The following is a 19,515-nucleotide window of genomic DNA, read 5'->3' on the forward strand; positions in this document are numbered from 1 at the left end:
CGGGCGTCCGTTTTCACGCGAGCCTTAGATGAACCAGTCGTCGGTCAGCTCATCACTTGACTTGACCCTTTTCAGATAGGCGATCTGAAACGCGTCCTCGCCGCCCTCACCGTCCGCGTCATACTCCAGCCAAACCGCACGGCTGTCGCTAAGGCTCAGGTTGCCGCTGGACAGGGCATCCTCAAGATTGGTGCCCAGATCCAGAAGCAGCCCGTCAATGTCGAGCATGTCCCCGTCGCTCAGCTTGAAATCGGCGATTGTATCCCCTGCGTCCTCGGCCGAAGCAAAGACAAATACATCGGCATCCTTGCCGCCTTTGAGTTGGTCCCCCCCGGCGCCGCCTTCCAGCCGGTCCATACCGGACCCGCCATCAAGCGTGTCAATTCCGGCACCGCCCGAAAGGTCATCGTTTTCCGATCCGCCCTTGATCTTATCAGTGCCGCTGCCGCCGCTGAGGCTGTCATCCCCTTTGCCGCCATCCAGCTTGTCATTTCCTGCGCCGGCCGACAGCGTGTCATCGCCATTGCCGCCTTTCAACTGGTCACTGCCGCTGCCGCTGCTGAGCATGTCATCGCCATCGCCGCCATCAGCCTTGTTATTGCCGTTACCAGCCGAAAGCGTGTCATCCCCCATTCCGCCTTTCAGTTTATCAGTGCCTGCGCCGCTGGTGATCTGGTCGTTCCCGTCACCGCCATCCAGATTATTGTCTCCATCACCGGCGTATATCGTGTCGTCGCCATCGCCGCCCTTTATTTTGTCCTTTTCGCTGCCGCCGGACAAACTGTCATCGCCGGCACCGCCGTCCAGCTTGTTATCGCCATCGCCGGCATACAGGGTGTCATCCCCTTCACCGCCTGTCAGCTTGTCCTTGCCGCTGCCAGAGGTGAGGACGTCATCACCCGCACCGCCGTCCAGCTTGTTGTCGCCATCGCCGGCAGACATCGTGTCGTCGCCTTCGCCGCCTGACATTTTGTCTTTGCCGCTGCCGCCGGACATACTGTCATCGCCTTCGCCGCCATCCAGCTTGTTGTCACCATCGCCGGCAGACATCGTATCGTTGCCATCGCCGCCTGACAGCTGGTCTTTGTCAATACCGCCGGTAAGGGCGTCGTCGCCTTCGCCGCCTGCAATCCGGTTCTTGCCATCGCCGCCGTCCAAATTGTCATTGCCCAGGCCGCCGTAAATCCGGTCTGCACCGGAACCGGCCGTCACGGTGTCATCGCCCTCTTCGCCGGTCAGGAAGTTTCTTCCACCGCCGCCATGGAGTGCGTCGTCCCCGTCGCCACCGTAGATTTTGTCGTTTCCGTCCTCGGCAGTCAGGCTGTCATCGCCCAGGCCGCCATAGATCTTGTTGTTACCGGTGCCGCCGTTCAGCGTGTCATTGCCGCCGCGCCCTTCCAGAAGATCGTTGCCGGCACGGCCTTCGATCAGATTGGCAAGGTCGTTGCCATAGGCCTTGTCGTTGCCGCTGCCCAGAATGGCGTTTTCGATCTCGGTGCCTTCACTGATTGTCAGGGTCTTGGAACCGATTCTTCCGAAAGCTCCGCTGGCCAGGTCGATCGTGGACGCCCGCGTGACCGCGCTTAGATCCAGGGTGTCGATGCCGCCATTTGTGTCCGTGACGGTGCCGAGCTGAACGGTCCATTGCGTCACGAAAGTGTCGTCGAATACATAATCGTTATCAATGGTTCCCGGGGTCGGATCCGGTTCGGGTGTCGGATCCGGATCAGGTGTCGGATCCGGGTCGGGTGTCGGGTCAGGATCGGGCGTTGGATCAGGATCCGGTGTGGGTTCCGGATCGGGTGTGGGGTCCGGTGCCGGCCCCGGGGTGCCGGAGATGTTGATGATTTCTGCCAGGCTGGCGTCCTCATTCACGCCGACAAGAAAGACCAAAAGGGCATTGTTGCCGCCGTGCGAAATTTTCAGCCAGGATCCGCCGCTGCCGGCCTGCAGCGTTGCAACGCCGTCGCCTGCCGGGTCATCCCCTTCATAGCCAATCGCTTGCAGCAGCTGCGCGATGTTGATCCTGTCGCCTGATGCCAGGTCAAAATCAGCAATGGAATCACCGCTTTCGCTGAGGCTTGTGTATACGAAACGGTCGGCGCCATTGCCGCCGGTCAGCAAATCAGCACCATCGCCGCCGATCAGGGTATCGTTTCCGTCACCGCCTTCGATCTGGTCATTGCCGGCACCGCTTTCCAGCTGGTTATCCGCTGCGTTTCCTGTGATATGGTCAACACCCGAACCGGTAATGGCGTTTTCGATCACGGTGCTGCGGGCAATGGCGAAATTTCCATTCTTTCCGTTCAGGCTGGAAAATGTTTCCTCATTCAGGTTCAGAACCTGATTGTAGCTGCGTGAACCGAGGTCAATCAGGTCAATGCCGCCGTTATCGACAATCGCAACGCCGAAGCCGCCGTTCAGGTCCATACCAAAGCGGCCGGTGGTTTGCCCGTCGCCATACGTGGTGTTGCCGGTTTCGATGTTCACCGGCGTGCCATAGAGATGGTGAACAGCCGCGATGTCAGCAAGCTGTGCAGTCGCCAGATAGGCAAAGGAGGCATCCACCGCGGTGTTCTCAGACTGGCTGAAATAGGACATGATCGACATTTGCCAGCTGTCATTGGCAAAATGCGCGTCCGAGCCGTAGCTGGCGCTGCCGTTGTAGCTGCCGGTATGGCCCAGGCCCAAGGCGTGGCCGATCTCATGGATGTAGGTCTGCAGGTAATAATTGCCGTATTGGGCCCAGGCATCATCAACATTGATGCTGGAGCTTAGAATTGTGCCGTTGCTGACCGAGGAGCTGGCATAGGCGCCTGACCGGTTGTCGTCGAAAGTGATCTTGGCGCTGCCGGTGGTTTCGACGAACTCAATCCCGCTCAGCGCGGTCCAGCTTTCCAGCGCCTTGCGAGCGGTTTCTTTGCCGGTGCCGTTAAGCCCGCTGAGGTTGACGGTGAGCTGGCCGCCGGTTTCGACATCAAAGGAGCGCTCCGTGCGGCCCGTCGACTGCCAATATCCCTTGTAAAGATACTCTGCCACCTGATCGACGGTGTAGGTGGGCTTGCTGCCGGCAGACTGGCCGCCTGAGCCGGAGCCGCTGCCGTCGGTGCTTTCGGGAATTCTGTGATTGGCTTGACCGCAATATTCACACATGACCGTGTTCCATCCTAGATCGTTAAATTACAAAGGGAATTCAGTGTGCTGGACCAATTGGGCGGCATAATCCGCAAGGTCGTCTGCGGTCAGCTGCCCATCCATGACCGACTGTTCGATGACCGGGCCTTGGCCGCTGCGGCCGTCGCTATGCTGCCAGGCCAAACTGCCGGAGATCCAGTCAACCGACTGAGTTTGTTCGACGAAACGCAAGGTCAGGTCTGGACTGGCCTGCTGCTCGTCTGCAGCGGTAACCGCGGCGCCAGGAAATTTCTGGAGCAAGCCGTTGGCCAGCGCTTCGCAAAGCGGTTGCCGCAGGGTTCTGCTGCATTGCAGTTGAACAATCTGCGCCGGGCTGCCGGGCTCAGCTGTGCCAGTGATCAGCAGCCGGATAGCATCGGAACAGCTGGAGAGATGTCCAGGTGAAATCATGGGAAATGTGCTCGCTCAGTAGGTCGAAGGATCAGGTTCAGTCCCGCGCCGTTCTGGCTGCAGCTTCAGGTTTAGGCGGTGATTGGGGCGAAATGCCGGTTGCGATCCGGGCAACATTAAGACGCCGTTAACTGCTGTTAACCATTTGGCAGGGAGCGGTTACAGGGCAGCCTGTTCTGCGGGGCGAGCTGCTTTTGCAAATCATTCTCATTTTCGTTGACAGTTGCGAATGATTTGCAATAACGATGCATCAAAGACATCGTTCAAAACGGAGAATCGGATGTTCCCGAACCTGCTCAAGACAGTTTCCGCCGCCGCTGTTGCGGCTGTTGCGGCCAGTGCCGCCATGGCTGAAGACAAGATGAAGGTTGTCACCACTTTCACCGTGCTGGCAGACATGGCAGCAAATGTGGCGGGGGATGCCGCCGAAGTTGTTTCGGTCACCAAGCCGGGGGCAGAGATTCACGGCTATGAGCCGACCCCGCGTGATATCGTGCGGGCGTCTGATGCGGATTTGATCCTGTGGAACGGGATGAACCTGGAGCTGTGGTTCGAACAGTTCCTGTCCAATATGGAGGACGTGCCTTCGGTGACACTGACCGACGGGATCGACCCGATCCCGATCGCTGCCGGATCTTATGAGGGAAAGCCCAATCCGCACGCCTGGATGGGTCTGGATAACGCGCTGATTTATATCGACAACATCGTCGAAGCCTTTGCCGAACACGATCCGGAAAACGCTGCCGTTTATGTCAAGAACGCGGGCGAATACAAAGACCGGCTGCGCGCCACGATCGATCCGTTGCGCCAGGCGATCGCAGCAATCCCCGAAGATCAGCGCTGGCTGGTGACCTGCGAAGGCGCCTTCAGCTACCTGGCCCGCGATTTCGGCATGAAGGAGCTGTACCTGTGGCCGATGAACGCCGACCAGGTCGGCACCCCGCAGCAGGTGCGCGGTGTGATCGACGGGGTGCGGGCCAACGATATCCCGGTGGTGTTCTGCGAAAGCACCGTGAACACCGCCCCGGCTGAGCAGGTGGCCCGTGAAACCGGCGTCGCCTATGGCGGTGAGCTGTATGTCGACTCGCTCAGCGAAGCGGATGGCCCGGTGCCCACCTATCTGGACCTGCTCAGGGTCACGTCGCAAACTGTGGCACGTGGTCTGACCGAGGTCACCAACTGAGCTTTTCACGGTAAATATCTCCGCCCCGCAGCACATGTTGCGGGGCATTTCATTTCACAAAGCACATTTTCTGTGTGTAACTCTGCAGGACAGCCCCATGCTTGATGCCAGCGAGACCCACATAATGAATACCAGCGCCACGCCCGCCGATGACGGGATCGCCGCAACAGATGTCACCGTTACCTACCGGAACGGCCATACTGCGCTGTGGAATGCGAGCTTTTCCATTCCCCGCGGCACCGTTGCGGCGCTGGTCGGGGTGAACGGGGCCGGCAAATCGACCCTGTTCAAGGCGATCATGGGGTTTGTGCCGGCCGCACATGGCGAAATCCGCATTCTTGGCATCACGGTCAAGGAAGCACTGCGCAAGAACCTGGTCGCCTATGTGCCGCAATCCGAGGAGGTCGATTGGGCCTTTCCGGTGCTGGTTGAGGATGTGGTGATGATGGGCCGCTATGGCCATATGGGTTTCCTGCGCCGCCCCAAGGCAGTGGATCACGAGGCCGTCGATCAGGCCCTGCGCCGGGTCAATATGCAGGACTTCCGCCACCGCCAGATCGGCGAACTGTCCGGCGGCCAGCGCAAGCGGGTGTTCCTGGCCCGTGCCTTGGCGCAGGACGGGCAGGTGATCCTGCTGGACGAGCCCTTTACCGGCGTCGATGTAAAAACCGAAGAGCAGATCATCGCCTTGCTGCGCGAGTTGCGCGAGGAGGGCCGGGTGATGCTGGTTTCCACCCACAATCTGGGCAGCGTGCCCGAGTTCTGCGACCGCACGGTGCTGGTCAAGGGCACGGTGCTGGGGTTCGGGCCGACCGAGACCACCTTTACCCGCGCCAATCTGGAACATGCCTTTGGCGGGGTGCTGCGGCATTTCACCCTGGGCGGCGATGCGCTGCATGATGACGGCGACACCCGCGAGGTCACCATCCTGACCGACGACGAGCGCCCCTTTGTCCAATACGGCGAAAGAACGCAGACCCGCGAGAGCCGGGAACAGGAATGATGGAATACCTGCTGGAGCCGTTCTCCTACGGCTATATGACCAATGCGATGTGGGTCTCAGCCCTGGTCGGCGGCGTCTGCGCCTTTTTGTCGGCTTACCTGATGCTGAAAGGCTGGTCGCTGATCGGTGATGCGCTCTCGCACTCGGTGGTGCCGGGTGTGGCGGGGGCTTACATTCTGGGCCTGCCGTTTGCGCTGGGCGCGTTCATCGCTGGCGGGCTAGCGGCGGGGGCGATGCTGTTCCTGTCGGAGCGCTCAGGCCTCAAGGTTGATGTGATCATCGGCCTGATCTTCACCTCCTTCTTCGGCCTTGGGTTGTTCATCGTGTCGATCAGCCCGATGTCGGTCTCGGTGCAGACCATCACCATGGGCAACATCCTGGCGATCACACCCGAGGACACGCTGCAGCTGGCGATCATCGGTTTTGTCTCGCTGGCGGTGCTGCTGGCCAAGTGGAAAGACCTGATGGTCACCTTCTTTGACGAAAACCACGCCCGCACCATTGGCCTCAGGCCCGGGCTGCTGAAAGCAGTGTTCTTTGTGCTGCTGTCGGCCTCGGTGGTCGCGGCAATGCAAACCGTCGGTGCCTTTCTGGTGATCGCCATGGTGGTGACGCCCGGCGCGACGGCGTATCTGCTGTGCGACCGCTTCCCGCGGCTGATCATGGTGTCGGTGCTGATCGGCGCCCTCACCAGCTTCTTTGGCGCCTATGCCAGCTACTTCCTGGACGGCGCTACTGGCGGCATCATCGTGACATTGCAGACGCTGATCTTCCTGGCGGTCTTTGTCTTTGCACCGAAACACGGGCTGCTGGCCGCCAAACGCAAGGCACGCGAGGCGTTGAAGCGCGGGTCCATGGCACAAGAGGGAGCCGTGTAATGGACCTCGATACGCTGCTGATGCCGTTCCAGTTTGCGTTCATGCAGAACGCCTTTCTGATCTCGCTTATTGTTTCTGTGCCCACTGCCTTGCTTTCCTGCTTTCTGGTGATGAAGGGGTGGGCGCTGATGGGCGATGCGGTCAGCCATGCGGTGCTGCCCGGCATCGTGCTGGCCTATATCGTGGGGCTGCCGCTGATCCTAGGCGCCTTTGCCGCAGGTATGCTCTGCGCTGTGGCCACCGGCTATTTGTCGGGCAACAGCCGGGTCAAGCAGGACACCGTGATGGGGGTGGTGTTCTCTGGCATGTTCGGCCTTGGCATCGTGCTTTATGTCTCGGTTGAGACCAACGCCCATCTGGATCACATCCTGTTCGGCAACATGCTGGGGGTGGAGCCGCATGAGCTGCTGACGGCGGGCATCATTTCCCTGGTGGTCGGTGCGGCGCTTGTCTTGAAATGGAAAGACCTGCTGCTGCACAGCTTTGACCCGGCCCAGGCGCAGGCCTCCGGCCTGCCGGTGACGGTGCTGCATTACGGGCTGCTGGCGGCGCTGTCGCTGACCATTGTCGCAACCTTGTCGGCGGCGGGGCTGATCCTGGCGATCGGGTTGCTGATTGCGCCGGGGGCGATCGCATTTCTGGTGGTGCGCAAGTTCAGCACCATGCTGTGGGTTGCCGTGCTGGTTTGTATGTTCTCAATGCTGGCGGGCACCTATGCCAGCTTCTTTCTCGACAGCGCGCCCGCGCCGACCATTGTGCTGATCCTGACCGCGCTGTTTATCCTCGCCTTCGTGCGGCGGCTCTACCTGACCCGCCAGGCCTCGATGCGGCGTGCCAAGGATCCTTCCGGGATCGCATAAGTCACGCGGGGCCGGATTGTACCATATCCAAGAGCCATTGCCGCACCAGTTCGGCGTTAGGGACCAGGTCCTGGCTCTTGGACCACACCAGATAGAAGCCCGCGCCGGTGGTCCAGGACCATTCCGTGCGTGCGGCGAGCAACCCCTGTTTGATCAGCGGCTGCGTCACATGCTGCCAGCCGAAGGCAAAGCCCTCGCCGGCAATCGCCGCCTGCAGCACCAGCGCGTAATCGTTGAGCCGCAAACCTGCCGCGGGCAGCCGGCCCGTCACCCCGAAATGGAAAAACCACTGCTGCCAGCTGGGGCGTTCGCGGATCGGTTCCTCCAAGTGGATCAAACGTTCGTGCAGCAGGTTCGGCACTGTTGCCAGATTGACGGCCGAGGCCATCACCCGCGGGCTGGCAACTGGATAAATCACCTCAGGCGCAATCAAGGCTGAATGGCAGCCCGGCCAGTTGCCACCCCCGCGCCGCACCGCCAGAGAAATCCCTTCGGTGTTGATATCCGGCTCCCGGTCCGAGCTTTGCAGCCGCAGGTCGATATCGGGGTGCGCCTCGTGCAGCTGGGTCAGCCTTGGCATCACCCAGTAGTATGCAAAAGCCGAGGAGCAATTGAGCGTGACATGGTCATTCCGCCCGAATTGCCGGACTGCTTTGGCGGAGGACAGGATGTCCCCCAGCGCCTTGGAGACATCAGTATACAGCCGCATTCCCGCCCCGGTCAGCTCGACCTTGCGGTGGCTGCGGCGGAATAAAATAACGCCCAATGACGCTTCCATCTGCTTGATTACGGCACTGACAGCCGGCTGCTGCACGTTCAGCTCCTCCGCCGCGCGGGTAAAGGAGCCGTGCCGGGCGGCGGCCTCGAAAACAATCAAGTGGCGGGGGCTGGTGAGGAGCTTCCAGAGTTCTTGCATAACTCTTGATTATCCAAACGATCAGATTTTTCAACCGTCACAAACGCGGGCGGCGGGAATAGTGTGAGTCATCATTTGGAGACTGGAGAGCCCCATGGCCCGACGCGCCCGCGCATCCCGCGATCGAAACACCGCCCCGGCGGGTGCCCCTGCATCGCCCTTTGTCCAGCGCACATTGCCGTTCTTTGATGTGCTGGATGAGGAGAAACTGACCAAGATCGAGGCCCAGGTGGACTGGATCTTTGAAGATGTCGGCATTGCGTTCCGTGACGATCCGGAGGCGCTGCGGATCTGGAAAGAAGCCGGCGCGCGGATCGACGGCGACACCGTCCGTGCGGATGCGCAGTGGATCCGGGCCCTGTGCGCCAAGGCGCCGCGGGAATTCACCCAGCTGGCCCGCAACCGGGAACGCTCGGTAACCATTGGCGGTACCAATCAGGTCTTTGCCCCGATCTATGGCGCGCCGTTTGTGCGCGATCTGGAAGGCGGGCGGCGCTATGGCGATATGGAGAGCTTTGAGAAACTGGTGAAGCTTACCTATATGCATCCGAACCTGCATCATGGCGGGCTGGTGATCTGCGAGCCTTGCGATGTGCCGGTGAGCAAGCGCCATTTTGACATGCTTTATGCGCATATGACGCTGAGCGACAAACCGCATCTGGGTGCGATCACCGAGATGAGCCGGGCGCAGGACAGTGTCGATATGGCCGAGATCGTCTTTGGCAAAGATGTCATGGACGAAAACTGCGTGATCATGGGCAATGTGAACACCAACTCGCCGCTGCTGGTGGACAAGGTGGTGACCGAAGCCGTGCGCACCTATTGCGCCCGCGGGCAGGGAATTATCGTTGTGCCGTTTATCCTTACGGGCGCGATGGGGCCGGTCTCCACTGCGGCTTCTGTGGCGCAAGCGATGGCGGAGGCGATGATGGTCTGTGCCTTCAGCCAGCTGGTGCGCCCGGGCGCGCCCTTTGTGCTGGGCAACTTCCTGTCGTCCATGTCGCTGAAATCAGGCGCGCCGACTTTTGGCATGCCGGAGCCGGTAGTGTCGAACTATGCCATTGGCCAACTGGCCCGGCGTGCGGGCCTGCCGCTGCGCTGCGGCGGGTCGCTGACGGCGTCCAAGATCGAGGATGCGCAAGCGGCTTATGAAAGTGCCGACTCGATGCATTCGACCATGCTGGCGGGCGCGAATTTCGTCCTGCATTCAGCCGGTTGGATGGAGGGCGGCCTGTGCACCGGGTTTGAGAAACTGATCATGGATGCGGACCGGCTGGGATCTTATCAGAAGGTGCTGAGTCAAGGCCTGGACACCAGCGACGAAGCCTTTGCCCGTGATGCTTACACCGAGGTGGAACCGGGCGGCCATTTCCTCGGCTCCGGCCACACCATGCGCAACTACCAGACCGCGTTCTATGAGCCGAAGCTAAGCGACAGCGAGAATGTCGAAAGCTGGGAGGAGGGCGGCTCCAAGGATATGCGCCAGCGCGCCTATGAACGCTGGAACCAGATGCTGAACGAGTATCAGGCGCCGCCGATGGACGAAGCGGTGAAGGAAGAACTCTCCGCCTATGTCGCCCGCCGCAAAGAAGAAATCCCGGACGCCTGGTACTAACCCGCTGCTTCGGCCCGCTAACCAAGATCTCTCACGGCCCAGCTGCCGCTTGCCCCAGACCTGAGGACAAAACCCATGTCAGACAATTTTGCCCAATCGACGCTTAACATCCACAAGGAAGAGAGCACCGGCGACAAGAAGCTGCCGAGCCACGCCAAGGCGGTGATCATCGGCGGCGGCGTTGTTGGCTGCTCGATCCTGTTCCACCTGGCCAAGTTCGGCTGGAAGGATGTGGTGCTCCTGGAACGAGACGAGCTGACTTCTGGCTCCTCCTGGCACGCGGCGGGGCAGATCCATACCATCAGCTCGGACCCGAACATCTCGCGGCTGCAATCCTATACCATCGACCTGTATAAAGAGATCGAAGAGCTGTCTGGCCACAGTGTTGGCCTGCACATCACCGGCGGATTTTATCTGGCGTCGAACAAGACCTGGTATGACTATCTGAAGCGCGAGCGTTCGAAAGCACGTTACATGGGTCTGAACCAGGAATTCATCAGCCCCAAGGAAGTGGCCGAACGCCACCCGCTGATCGACCCGAAACATTATCACGCTGCGCTGTGGGATGATCAGGACGGCGATCTGGATCCGTCGGGTGCGACCTATGCCTTTGCCAAGGCGGCGAAGGTGCATGGCGCAAAGTATTTCACCCATACGCCGGTGACCGGCACCACCCAGCGCGCTGATGGCAGCTGGGACGTGACAACGCCAAACGGCGTGATCAATGCCGAGCATATCGTGAACTGCGGCGGACTGTGGGCGCGGGAAGTCGGCCACATGCAGGGCGTCAACCTGCCGGTGCAGCCGATGGAGCACCATTACCTGATCACCGACAAGATCGACGCGGTCGCCAACCACCCGACCCGCCTGCCGGCCGGCATCGATTATGAGGCCAACATCTACTTCCGGCAGGAACGGCAGGGGATGCTGCTGGGCACCTATGAGCCGAAGGGCACGCCCTGGAAAGTGGATGGCACGCCCTGGGATTTCGGGCATGAGCTGCTGCAGCCCGATCTGGACCGGATTGCTGACCGTCTGGAGATGTCGTTTGAGCGTATCCCGGCAATCGGGGAAGCGGGCATCAAGGACATGATCAATGGGCCGTTCACATTCGGCCCCGACGGCAACCCGATGATCGGCCCGGTGCCGGGCATGAAGAACTACTGGTGCGCCGTGGGTGTCATGGCAGGCTTCTGCCAGGGCGGCGGCGTCGGCCTGACCATGGCCGAGTGGATGATCGACGGCGAGCCGTCCATCGACGTCTGGGCGATGGATGTGGCGCGGTTTGGCGAGTTTGCAACCCCCGGCTGGGGCACCGTGAAATCGACCGAGAACTACGAGCGCCGCTTCGTGATGACCTTCCCGAATGAGACGCTGCCGAAGGGGCGGATGCAGAAGACAACTGCTCTGTACGATCGCTTGGTCGCCAAGGGCGCGCGGATGGGGCAGGGCTTTGGCCTGGAAAATGCGCTGTGGTTTGCCGATGGTCCCGAGGATGCCCATGAGGAGCCAACGTTTGAGCGCAACCGCTCGCATGACTATGTGGCGCGCGAGGTCAACGCGGTGCGCGAGGCGGTGGGCGGCATCGAGGTTGCCAACTTTGCCAAGCATGAGTTCAAGGGCGCGGGCGCGCGGGCCTATCTGGACCACGTGCTGGCGGGGTATGTGCCGAAACCGGGCCGTCTGACCCTGACGCCGATGCTGACGCCGAAGGGCAAGCTGTACGGTGACCTGACCGTGGCCTGCCTGGGCGAGGATCACTTCATGCTGTTCGGATCCGGTGCCATGCAGGAGGCGCACCGCCGCTGGTTTGAAAAGGATCTGCCGGAGGACGTGAATTATCAGAATGTCTCGGACGACTGGCACGGCATTGCGCTGTCGGGGCCGAAATCGCGTGAATTGCTGCAGCGGATCACGCGCGAGGATGTCTCTGCCGAGGCGTTCAAGTTCCGCGACCTGCGCCAGACATTTGTGGGCGGCGTGCCGGTGATTTTGAACCGGATCAGTTTCTCGGGCGAGCTGGGCTATGAGATCTATTGCAAGCCGCAGTACCTCTTGCGCCTGGCGGAGGCGATTGAGGACGCGGGCGCCGATCTGGGCTACCGCTGGTACGGGGCGCGGGCGCTGATGTCGATGCGGCTGGAGAAGGGCTGGGGCGTGTGGACGCTGGACTTCCGTCCCGATTTCGACGCGGCGGAAAGCGGCATGGATGTCTTCATCAACTGGAAGAAGGATTTTGTCGGCAAGGAGGCCGCGCTGGCTGCCAAGGAAGCAGGCCCCAGCCGCAAGCTGGTCACCATGACCATCGACGTGGACGGCATTGATGTGTCGAACGATGAGGCGATCCTGAAGGATGGCGCAGCGGTGGGCTATATCTCCTCGGGCGGCTATGCGCATCACGCGCAGACCTCGATGGCGATGGGCTATGTGACGGCGGAACACGCGGCGGCCGGCACCAGGCTGCAGGTGGAGATCCTGGGCGAGATGTATGACGTTGAGGTGCTGGGCGCACCGGTTTACGACGCCAATGGCGCCAACATGCGCGCCTGATCAGAGCGGGGGAGCGGACATCATGACCAGCCCCATGCGGACGCTCCCCGAAGCGGTGGAGGCGGCACCGGCCTGCCGCTGCATCTTCCTGCTGCTGCCGACGTTTTCACCGCTGGATTTGTCCAGCGCGGTGGCAGCACTGGAGGCGGCCAACACACACGACGGGACCGCGCGCTATAACTGGCGCGTGGTCAGCGAAGACGGCCTGTCCGTCACCGCTCCGAACGGGCTTGGCGTGGCAGTAGACGGCGGCCTGCCGGGACTTCTGCGCGGCGATATGATCTTTGTTTGCGGCGGCCAGGGGCAGGAGCCGGGGGGGTCGCTTAAGGTTCTGGGCTGGCTGCGTAAAGCGCAACGCATGGGGGCGGCGCTTGGGGCGTTGGGAGGCGGTGTGCTGGCGCTGGCACGCTCCGGGCTGCTGACGGGACGCCAGGTCTCGGCCCATTGGGCGCTGCGGGCCGTTCTAGCCGAGGCGCATCCGGACGTGGAGGTGAGGAACTCGCTGTTCACCATGGACGGAAAACTGATCACCTGCGCCGGCGGCACTGCCACCATCGACATGATGCTGAACCTGATCTCGGATCATCACGGGGCTGCCGTCGCAACGGGAGCGGCGGATCTGATGGTCTGTTCTTCGGCGCGCAAGGGCAATCAGGATCAGACGGTTTCCGAATATGGCCGGACTGGCGTTCGGCATGAAAAACTCGCTGCCGCGCTCAGCCTGATGCGCAGCAACCTGGAGGAGCCGCTGACGCCTGGCGGCATCTCAGACCTGGTTGGCCTGTCAGTACGCCAGCTGGAGCGGCTGTTCTCGAAATACCTGCAAACCACGCCCAAGGTCTATTACACCAAGCTGCGGCTGGATTATGCCCGCAGCCTGCTGTTGCAGACCAACATGCGGATCATTGATGTGGCGCTGGCGTCCGGGTTCAACAGCCAGACCCACTTTGCCAAGGTCTACCGCCGGTATTTTGGTAAATCACCGCATCAGGAACGGCCGTTTTAACATTCCTGCTGTGCCTTGCCGGACCCGATGATTTACCCGGCAAGGTATAACGCGGTGCGCCTCTTCTGGTCAAAGACCGAGATCGCTGAGGCCGGGGTGATCCGCCGGACGCGGGCCTTGCGGCCAATGGAATAGGCGGTCTTCTCCGCTTATTTTCAAGTCGTTGATCGAGGCAAAGCGGTGCGCCATGCGGCCATCCTCGGCGAATTCCCAGTTTTCGTTGCCATAGGAGCGATACCACTGGCCGCCGGCATCGCGCCATTCATAGGCAAAGCGCACGGCGATGCGGTTGCCGGTGAAGGCCCACAGCTCCTTGATCAGCCGGTAATCCTGTTCGCGGTCCCATTTTCCGCTCAAGAAGGCGTGGATTTCTTCGCGGCCGTTGGGAAAATCAGCCCGGTTCCGCCAGACTGTGTCCAGAGTATAGGCCGGTGCCACGATATCAGGCGAGCGGCTGTTCCAGGCATCCTCGGCAGCGCGGACCTTGGCAATTGCGGTCTCGCGGGTGAAGGGCGGCAGCGGGGGGCGGGGAGCTTCTGTCATGTTTGTTTACCGATCTGTCAACTTTGCAACAAAAGTGAACAGATCGGTAAATTAAATCAAGAGGCAGAATCGATAATCTTGCGCAGAGGCGTTCCTGATTTCGGGGTTTCAGCGCACAAAACGCCGGCATTTAGGCCGGTTAGCTTGACCGCAGCCACGGGGATAATATGTACTGATCAGTACAAAAAAACTGAGCCTCAGGAGCTGTCATGCGGCCCAACAAACGTGCCGAGCTGATTCGAAAATCGCTGGATCTGTTCTACCGGAACGGTTTCCACGCCACCGGAATGGATCTGGTGGCGGCGGAGACCGGGGTGTCGAAAACCTCGATCTACAAGCATTTCCGCTCCAAGGAGGAGCTGATCCTGGCGGTGCTGCGGCTCAGGGACGAGGACTTCCGAAATTGGCTGTACCGGCGGCTGGAGGAGCGTGCCGATACTCCGCGGGGCCAGCTGGAGGCGTTGTTTGACGTGCTGGAGGAGTGGTTTGAGCAGCCCGGCTTTCAGGGTTGCATGTTCATCAAGGCGAGCGCTGAATACCAGTCTGGCCAGGACCCGATCAACGTGCAATCGGCGGAGCACAAGCGGTTGTTGCAGGAGCATTTCACGGGGCTGGCTGCCAAGGCCGGTGTCCGGGATTCAACGGCATTGGCCCGTCAGCTGATGATCTTGAAGGAGGGGGCGATTGTGCTGGCAGCGATGAGTCACAGCAGCGCTCCGGCCCGGGATGCGAGGCAGGTGGCGCTGGGTTTGATCGCTCAGGCTATCGGTTAGGTCTCAAGCCGAAATCCACGGCAGATCTTCCGCCGGGCGCCTGGATTGTCAGCGTTTTGAGGAGGGGTGGTAGCGGAGGAGGGACTTGAACCCCCGACACGCGGATTATGATTCCGCTGCTCTAACCAACTGAGCTACTCCGCCGCTCTGTGTGGACGCGATTTACGGAATGCGGCCTGCCGGGTCAAGCAGAAAAGGGAGAGAATCACGGATTCTTCGGGCATTTTTCAAACCACGTGAAAAAGCGGCTTAACTTCAAACATTTGCGCGTTCTTTTTTGTCCGGGGAAACCCTTCACAACCACTGTCGCGGGAGCGAGGGCTGCTTGCAGCACGGTTTATTCCGACAGGCTGTCGAACTCTGCCAGATCCGGGCGGGGCAGTTTGTCCAGCAGGGCAAACACCAGCGTGCGGCAGGTCTCGCCGGTCCAGTTTTCAGGATGGAAGCCGGAGGGCAGATCCGGATGGCGCAGAACTACGCGGCGCCAGCGGTGTACGATTAAGGTGCGCAGAGTACCGGTTTGAGCCGGAGTCAGCCGGGTTGGCGGCGGAGCAATTTGTTCCAGATCCTGCTGCAATTCCTTACAGGCTTCACATAGTTGCAGAGGAAACAGACGTTTCTTCAGCCAGCTTGGAACTGCGATGCTGCTGACCTTTGCGGCCAATATGTCATCCAGATTGTGCGGTATCGGCCCATGTCCCAGGGCAGTGGTGCGGTTCACGGCCACGTAGTTGGGTAGCAGAAGGACCTCGTCCAGGGTGGCTTGGCCGGTGCCATCCTCGGCGATGAGCACATGCCAGTCACCAGGCGCTGCGGCACTGCGGCCATATATCCGGGGCGTCACTGCGGCGGATTGGTTGCGGCCGTATTCGGTCAGATAGTGGATAGATGCACGGCCTGCGCGGGCGCTTTCGATCCAGCCATCCTTGCGCAGCCGGTGCAGCGCCACCCGGATTGCTTCGGGCTTGATCCCCATCGGAGTGATGATGCGGGTCAGGGCGCTGCCGCTGATTTGGGCGCCCTTGTCCTGGGCCAGATCGCCGAACAGCGACACGATTACCGACCAGACCCGCTGGTTCTGCGGGTCGTTCAGCTGCTGGACGGTGGTGTCAAACCAGGGGTTTTGCTGTTCGTTCATAGGGATAAATATAGTTCGCCCGGACCGGTTAGACCAGTCCGGGCGCACGGCAGCGTTACCGCTGCCTACCACTTTTGCGCAGGTTCAGAATGCGTTCATCGTCAGCAGCTCATACTCTGCCGCAATCTCGCCGTCCTGATTGGTGAGGGTGACGTGCCAGCGGACCTCGCCGTAGTCCTCATTGCGCGGGGTCTTCTTCTTGACCGTCAGCCGCACCTTGATGCTTTCGCCGGCGGAAATGGGCTTCATGAAGCGCAGGTTATCAAGGCCGGTATTGGCCAGAACCGGGCCTTCGCCGGGTTCGACAAACATGCCGGCGGCGAAGGACAGCAGCAGGTATCCATGGGCGACGCGGCCCGGGAAGAACGGGTTCCGCTTGGCGGCGGCGGCGTCCATGTGGGCATAGAAGGTGTCGCCGGTGAAATGGGCAAAGGTCTCGATATCTTCCAGCGTGACGGTGCGTGGCGCCGTATGGAGCGTCTCGCCGATGGACAATTCGCCGAACTTGCGGGTGAAGGGGTGCGCCGGGCCTTTGATCTCGGCACCGCCAGGCACCCATTTCTCACCGATTGCGGACAGGATATCGGGCGAGCCCTGAATGGCGGTGCGCTGCATGTAGTGTTTGACGCCGCGCACACCGCCCAGTTCCTCGCCGCCGCCGGCGCGGCCCGGACCGCCATGCACCATGTGGGGCAGGGGGGAGCCGTGGCCGGTGCTCTCCTTCATCGAGTCGCGGTTGTTGAAGTAGAGGCGGCCGTGGTAGGCGCTGGCGCCGATGGCGACCTCGCGGGCGGTGGCAGGGTCGTGGGTGATGACCGAGGCCACCAGCGAGCCCTGGCCGCGATTGGCGAGTTCAATTGCGTGGTCCAGATCGCGGTAGCCCATGATGGTGGAGACGGGGCCAAATGCCTCAGTGTCGTGCACGCGCTGGGCGTTGTCGGGGTCGGCGCAGTGGAACAGCATCGGCGGCACAAAGGCGCCTTTTTCAGCGTCGGCGCCATCGACGGAGAAGTTTGCCGGGTCGCCGAAGACGCGCTCGGCCTCCTGGCCGATGATCGCGGCCTTCTCCAGCACGTCGCGTTTCTGGCTGTTGGAGACCAGCGCGCCCATGCGGGTGGTTTCCAGGCGCGGGTCGCCGATTTTCGTCTTCGCCAGCCGGCCTGACAGCGCTTCGATAACCGCATCCACTTGCGCTTGCGGCGCGATGATGCGGCGGATGGCGGTGCATTTCTGGCCTGCCTTGGTGGTCATCTCGCGGCTGACTTCCTTGACGAACAGGTCAAACTCCGGCGTGCCGGGCTGCGCGTCGGGGCCGAGGATCGAGGCGTTGAGGCTGTCCTGTTCGGCGACGAAACGGACCGAGTTTTCCAGGATCACCGGGTTGGCGCGCAGTTTCAGCGCGGTATTGGCGGAGCCGGTGAAGCTGACCACGTCCTGCATGTTCAGGTGGTCCAGCATGTCGCCCAGGCCGCCGGAAACCAGTTGCAGCGCACCCTCGGGCAGGATGCCGCTGTCGAGCATCAGTTTCACCGCCAGCTCTGTCACATAGCAGCTGTTGGTCGCGGGTTTCACGATGGCGGGGACGCCTGCCAGCAGGGTAGGGGCCAGTTTTTCCAGCATGCCCCAGACCGGGAAGTTGAAGGCGTTGATGTGCACCGCGACACCGCGCAGCGGGGTGCAGATGTGCTGGCCCAGGAAGGTGCCGTTGCGGCTCAGCTGCTCGACATCGCCGTCGAGGTAGACGTGGCCGTCCGGCATCTCGCGGCGGCCCTTGGAGGCGAAGACGAACATGGTGCCGATGCCGCCGTCGATGTCGATCATATGGTCGGACTGGGTGGCGCCTGTGTCAAAGCTGAGATCGTAGAGCGCCTGTTTGTGCTGGTTCAGGTGGCCGGCCAGCGCCTTCAGCATCCGGGCGCGGTCGTGGAAGGTCAGCTTGCGCAGGTTGGCGCCGCCCACGGTGCGGGCGTAGTCGAGCATTCCTTGCACGTCGAGCGCGTCGTTGCCGGCGCTGGCGATCACCTCGCCGGTGATGGCGCTGGAGATGTTGCGCGCACCTGCGCCCGGTGCGACCCATTGACCCGCTGCAAAGCTGGAAATCTCTTGAAGGCTCATGATGCTGTCCTTTTCGTCAGGCCGGCGGGGCCGGCTGGCTGGAATCCGATGCTGAGATATATTGACCGTCCGGTCGGTTTATGCAAGGAATTTGTCAGATGCACCGCTGACAGGGTGAGGGAGCGATGAGCGATACAATTCTGGTGGAGGACCACGGGACCTGGGTGGAGATCACCCTGAACCGCCCGGGCCGGCTGAACAGTTTCAACGAGGATATGCACAACGCCTTGCGCGCAGCGCTGGAAGGTGCACGCGACGGCGGTGCCCGGGCGGTGCTGCTGACCGGCGCTGGGCGCGGTTTCTGCGCCGGCCAGGATCTGGGCGACCGCGACCCGCGCAAGATGGACGGGCCGCCGGACCTGAGCCAGACCGTTCGGACATTTTACGCGCCGCTGGTGCGGCTGATCCGCTCGCTGAACTTCCCGGTGATCTGCGCGGTGAACGGTGTGGCTGCCGGGGCAGGGGCCAATCTGGCGCTGGCCTGCGATATGGTGTTGGCCGCCGAGAGCGCCAAGTTCATTCAGTCCTTTTCCAAGGTCGGCTTGATCCCGGATACCGGCGGCAGCTGGCATTTGCCGCGCCTGCTGGGCGAGGCGCGTGCCAAGGGTCTGGCCCTGACGGCTGACCCGCTGCCTGCGAAGAAGGCGGAGGAGTGGGGACTGATCTGGAAGGCTCTGCCGGATGACGGGCTGATGGCTGAGGCACGCGCCATGGCGGAGAAATTTGCGGGTGGCCCAACGCTGGGGTTGGGGCTGACCAAGCAGTGCATTCAAGCCGCGGCGGTCAACACGCTGTCAGACCAGCTGGAAACTGAGGCAGACGCGATGAAGACCTGCGGCGAAAGTGCAGACTACGCGGAAGGCGTTGCCAGTTTCCTGGAAAAGCGCGCCCCCGTGTTCAAAGGCAAATGACCATGACCCCGAAAGAGCGTGCCGAAAAATCCACTGCTGCCATGTGGGCGGAAGACCGTGCGTCCAAGTGGGCGGGGATGGAGATCACCCATGTGGACGAGGGCGAGGCGACGCTGGAGCTGACCATTGCGCAGCACCACTGCAACGGCCATGGCATCTGCCACGGCGGCGTCACGTTTATGCTGGCCGACAGCGCCTTTGCCTTTGCCTGCAACAGCCGCAACCAGTCGACCGTGGCCCAGCACAACGTGATCAGCTTCACCGCGCCCGGGCGGCTGGGAGACAAGCTGATTGCCAAGGCCCGCGAGATTTCCCTGACCGGGCGCAGCGGCATTTACGACGTGACTGTGACCAATCAGGACGGCCGGCAGATTGCCGAATTCCGGGGCTTTTCCCGGGCGGTCAAAGGCCAGTTGTTTGACGAATAAGGCGTGGAGGA

16 protein-coding genes and 1 tRNA gene are annotated in these 19,515 nt (G+C 61.5%); 11 read left to right on the plus strand and 6 right to left on the minus strand.

The genetic code is table 11. The features are described 5' to 3' along the window. Positions 1-24: 24 nt before the first annotated feature. Positions 25-3,153 (minus strand): M10 family metallopeptidase, encoded by a 3,129-nt coding sequence (locus A2I95_RS10955; RefSeq protein WP_291729792.1) that lies wholly within the window; start codon positions 3,151-3,153, stop codon positions 25-27. 45 nt (positions 3,154-3,198) lie between these two features. Here A2I95_RS10955 and A2I95_RS10960 point away from each other — a divergent pair, with 45 nt between their 5' ends. The 5 genes from A2I95_RS10960 to A2I95_RS10980 all read left to right on the plus strand — a co-directional run bounded on the left by A2I95_RS10960 (position 3,199) and on the right by A2I95_RS10980 (position 7,509). Then, entirely contained in the window at positions 3,199-3,579 is a 381-nt protein-coding gene (locus A2I95_RS10960) for a hypothetical protein (protein WP_291729793.1), read from the plus strand. 286 nt (positions 3,580-3,865) lie between these two features. Beyond that, on the plus strand, positions 3,866-4,768 hold the full coding sequence (locus A2I95_RS10965) for a metal ABC transporter substrate-binding protein (RefSeq protein ID WP_291729794.1): 903 nt from the start codon (positions 3,866-3,868) through the stop codon (positions 4,766-4,768). 97 nt (positions 4,769-4,865) lie between these two features. Next, positions 4,866-5,771 carry a manganese/iron ABC transporter ATP-binding protein gene (locus A2I95_RS10970; protein WP_291729795.1) on the plus strand — a complete coding sequence of 302 codons (906 nt, stop codon included), beginning with the start codon at positions 4,866-4,868 and terminating at the stop codon, positions 5,769-5,771. Further along, positions 5,771-6,649, plus strand: coding sequence for a metal ABC transporter permease (locus tag A2I95_RS10975; RefSeq protein WP_291729893.1), 879 nt, complete (start codon positions 5,771-5,773; stop codon positions 6,647-6,649). Before A2I95_RS10970 ends, A2I95_RS10975 begins: the two co-directional genes overlap by 1 nt. Further along, entirely contained in the window at positions 6,649-7,509 is an 861-nt protein-coding gene (locus A2I95_RS10980; protein WP_291729796.1) for a metal ABC transporter permease, read from the plus strand. The genes A2I95_RS10975 and A2I95_RS10980 overlap by 1 nt, the downstream gene beginning before the upstream one ends. A gap of 1 nt (position 7,510) precedes the next feature. Here A2I95_RS10980 and A2I95_RS10985 read toward each other — a convergent pair whose 3' ends face one another. Next, complete coding sequence (locus A2I95_RS10985; RefSeq protein WP_291729797.1) at positions 7,511-8,425, minus strand: LysR substrate-binding domain-containing protein; 915 nt, start codon at positions 8,423-8,425, stop codon at positions 7,511-7,513. A 94-nt stretch (positions 8,426-8,519) separates the two neighbouring features. On the opposite strand from A2I95_RS10985, the gene A2I95_RS10990 reads away from it, so the two are divergent. The 3 genes from A2I95_RS10990 to A2I95_RS11000 all read left to right on the plus strand — a co-directional run bounded on the left by A2I95_RS10990 (position 8,520) and on the right by A2I95_RS11000 (position 13,596). Continuing rightward, a complete protein-coding gene (locus A2I95_RS10990; RefSeq protein WP_291729798.1) occupies positions 8,520-10,040 on the plus strand; it encodes a trimethylamine methyltransferase family protein in 1,521 nt (506 codons plus the stop codon). 75 nt (positions 10,041-10,115) lie between these two features. Beyond that, a complete protein-coding gene (locus A2I95_RS10995; RefSeq protein ID WP_291729799.1) occupies positions 10,116-12,590 on the plus strand; it encodes an FAD-dependent oxidoreductase in 2,475 nt (824 codons plus the stop codon). A 22-nt stretch (positions 12,591-12,612) separates the two neighbouring features. After that, positions 12,613-13,596 carry a GlxA family transcriptional regulator gene (locus tag A2I95_RS11000; RefSeq protein ID WP_291729800.1) on the plus strand — a complete coding sequence of 328 codons (984 nt, stop codon included), beginning with the start codon at positions 12,613-12,615 and terminating at the stop codon, positions 13,594-13,596. Between the two features lie 69 nt (positions 13,597-13,665). On the opposite strand, the gene A2I95_RS11005 is transcribed toward A2I95_RS11000, so the two are convergent. Continuing rightward, complete coding sequence (locus A2I95_RS11005; protein WP_291729801.1) at positions 13,666-14,139, minus strand: nuclear transport factor 2 family protein; 474 nt, start codon at positions 14,137-14,139, stop codon at positions 13,666-13,668. Between the two features lie 209 nt (positions 14,140-14,348). On the opposite strand from A2I95_RS11005, the gene A2I95_RS11010 reads away from it, so the two are divergent. Beyond that, positions 14,349-14,912 carry a TetR/AcrR family transcriptional regulator gene (locus A2I95_RS11010; RefSeq protein WP_291729802.1) on the plus strand — a complete coding sequence of 188 codons (564 nt, stop codon included), beginning with the start codon at positions 14,349-14,351 and terminating at the stop codon, positions 14,910-14,912. Positions 14,913-14,979: 67 nt separating this feature from the next. Here the strand turns inward: A2I95_RS11010 and A2I95_RS11015 are convergent. The 3 genes from A2I95_RS11015 to paaZ all read right to left on the minus strand — a co-directional run bounded on the left by A2I95_RS11015 (position 14,980) and on the right by paaZ (position 18,165). Then, positions 14,980-15,056, minus strand: a tRNA-Met gene (locus tag A2I95_RS11015). 193 nt (positions 15,057-15,249) lie between these two features. Next, positions 15,250-16,050 carry a PaaX family transcriptional regulator C-terminal domain-containing protein gene (locus tag A2I95_RS11020; RefSeq protein ID WP_291729803.1) on the minus strand — a complete coding sequence of 267 codons (801 nt, stop codon included), beginning with the start codon at positions 16,048-16,050 and terminating at the stop codon, positions 15,250-15,252. An 84-nt stretch (positions 16,051-16,134) separates the two neighbouring features. After that, entirely contained in the window at positions 16,135-18,165 is a 2,031-nt protein-coding gene (gene paaZ / locus A2I95_RS11025) for a phenylacetic acid degradation bifunctional protein PaaZ (RefSeq protein WP_291729804.1), read from the minus strand. A 125-nt stretch (positions 18,166-18,290) separates the two neighbouring features. On the opposite strand from paaZ, the gene paaG reads away from it, so the two are divergent. Both paaG and paaI read left to right on the plus strand, forming a co-directional pair. Then, complete coding sequence (paaG, locus tag A2I95_RS11030; RefSeq protein ID WP_291729805.1) at positions 18,291-19,076, plus strand: 2-(1,2-epoxy-1,2-dihydrophenyl)acetyl-CoA isomerase PaaG; 786 nt, start codon at positions 18,291-18,293, stop codon at positions 19,074-19,076. 2 nt (positions 19,077-19,078) lie between these two features. Further along, complete coding sequence (gene paaI, locus A2I95_RS11035; RefSeq protein WP_291729806.1) at positions 19,079-19,504, plus strand: hydroxyphenylacetyl-CoA thioesterase PaaI; 426 nt, start codon at positions 19,079-19,081, stop codon at positions 19,502-19,504. Positions 19,505-19,515: the final 11 nt, after the last annotated feature.

The sequence above is a fragment of the Leisingera sp. F5 genome, assembly GCF_001593695.1.

Excerpts from the sequence above, each read along its gene's own strand:
- A2I95_RS10955 (WP_291729792.1), bottom strand. The coding sequence starts at position 3,153 with ATGTGTGAATATTGCGGTCAAGCCAATCACAGAATTCCCGAAAGCACC.
- A2I95_RS10965 (WP_291729794.1), top strand. The coding sequence starts at position 3,866 with ATGTTCCCGAACCTGCTCAAGACAGTTTCCGCCGCCGCTGTTGCGGCT.
- A2I95_RS10970 (WP_291729795.1), top strand. The coding sequence starts at position 4,866 with ATGCTTGATGCCAGCGAGACCCACATAATGAATACCAGCGCCACGCCC.
- A2I95_RS10975 (WP_291729893.1), top strand. The coding sequence starts at position 5,771 with ATGGAATACCTGCTGGAGCCGTTCTCCTACGGCTATATGACCAATGCG.
- A2I95_RS10980 (WP_291729796.1), top strand. The coding sequence starts at position 6,649 with ATGGACCTCGATACGCTGCTGATGCCGTTCCAGTTTGCGTTCATGCAG.
- A2I95_RS10985 (WP_291729797.1), bottom strand. The coding sequence starts at position 8,425 with ATGCAAGAACTCTGGAAGCTCCTCACCAGCCCCCGCCACTTGATTGTT.
- A2I95_RS10990 (WP_291729798.1), top strand. The coding sequence starts at position 8,520 with ATGGCCCGACGCGCCCGCGCATCCCGCGATCGAAACACCGCCCCGGCG.
- A2I95_RS10995 (WP_291729799.1), top strand. The coding sequence starts at position 10,116 with ATGTCAGACAATTTTGCCCAATCGACGCTTAACATCCACAAGGAAGAG.
- A2I95_RS11000 (WP_291729800.1), top strand. The coding sequence starts at position 12,613 with ATGACCAGCCCCATGCGGACGCTCCCCGAAGCGGTGGAGGCGGCACCG.
- A2I95_RS11005 (WP_291729801.1), bottom strand. The coding sequence starts at position 14,139 with ATGACAGAAGCTCCCCGCCCCCCGCTGCCGCCCTTCACCCGCGAGACC.
- A2I95_RS11010 (WP_291729802.1), top strand. The coding sequence starts at position 14,349 with ATGCGGCCCAACAAACGTGCCGAGCTGATTCGAAAATCGCTGGATCTG.
- A2I95_RS11020 (WP_291729803.1), bottom strand. The coding sequence starts at position 16,050 with ATGAACGAACAGCAAAACCCCTGGTTTGACACCACCGTCCAGCAGCTG.
- paaZ (WP_291729804.1), bottom strand. The coding sequence starts at position 18,165 with ATGAGCCTTCAAGAGATTTCCAGCTTTGCAGCGGGTCAATGGGTCGCA.
- paaG (WP_291729805.1), top strand. The coding sequence starts at position 18,291 with ATGAGCGATACAATTCTGGTGGAGGACCACGGGACCTGGGTGGAGATC.
- paaI (WP_291729806.1), top strand. The coding sequence starts at position 19,079 with ATGACCCCGAAAGAGCGTGCCGAAAAATCCACTGCTGCCATGTGGGCG.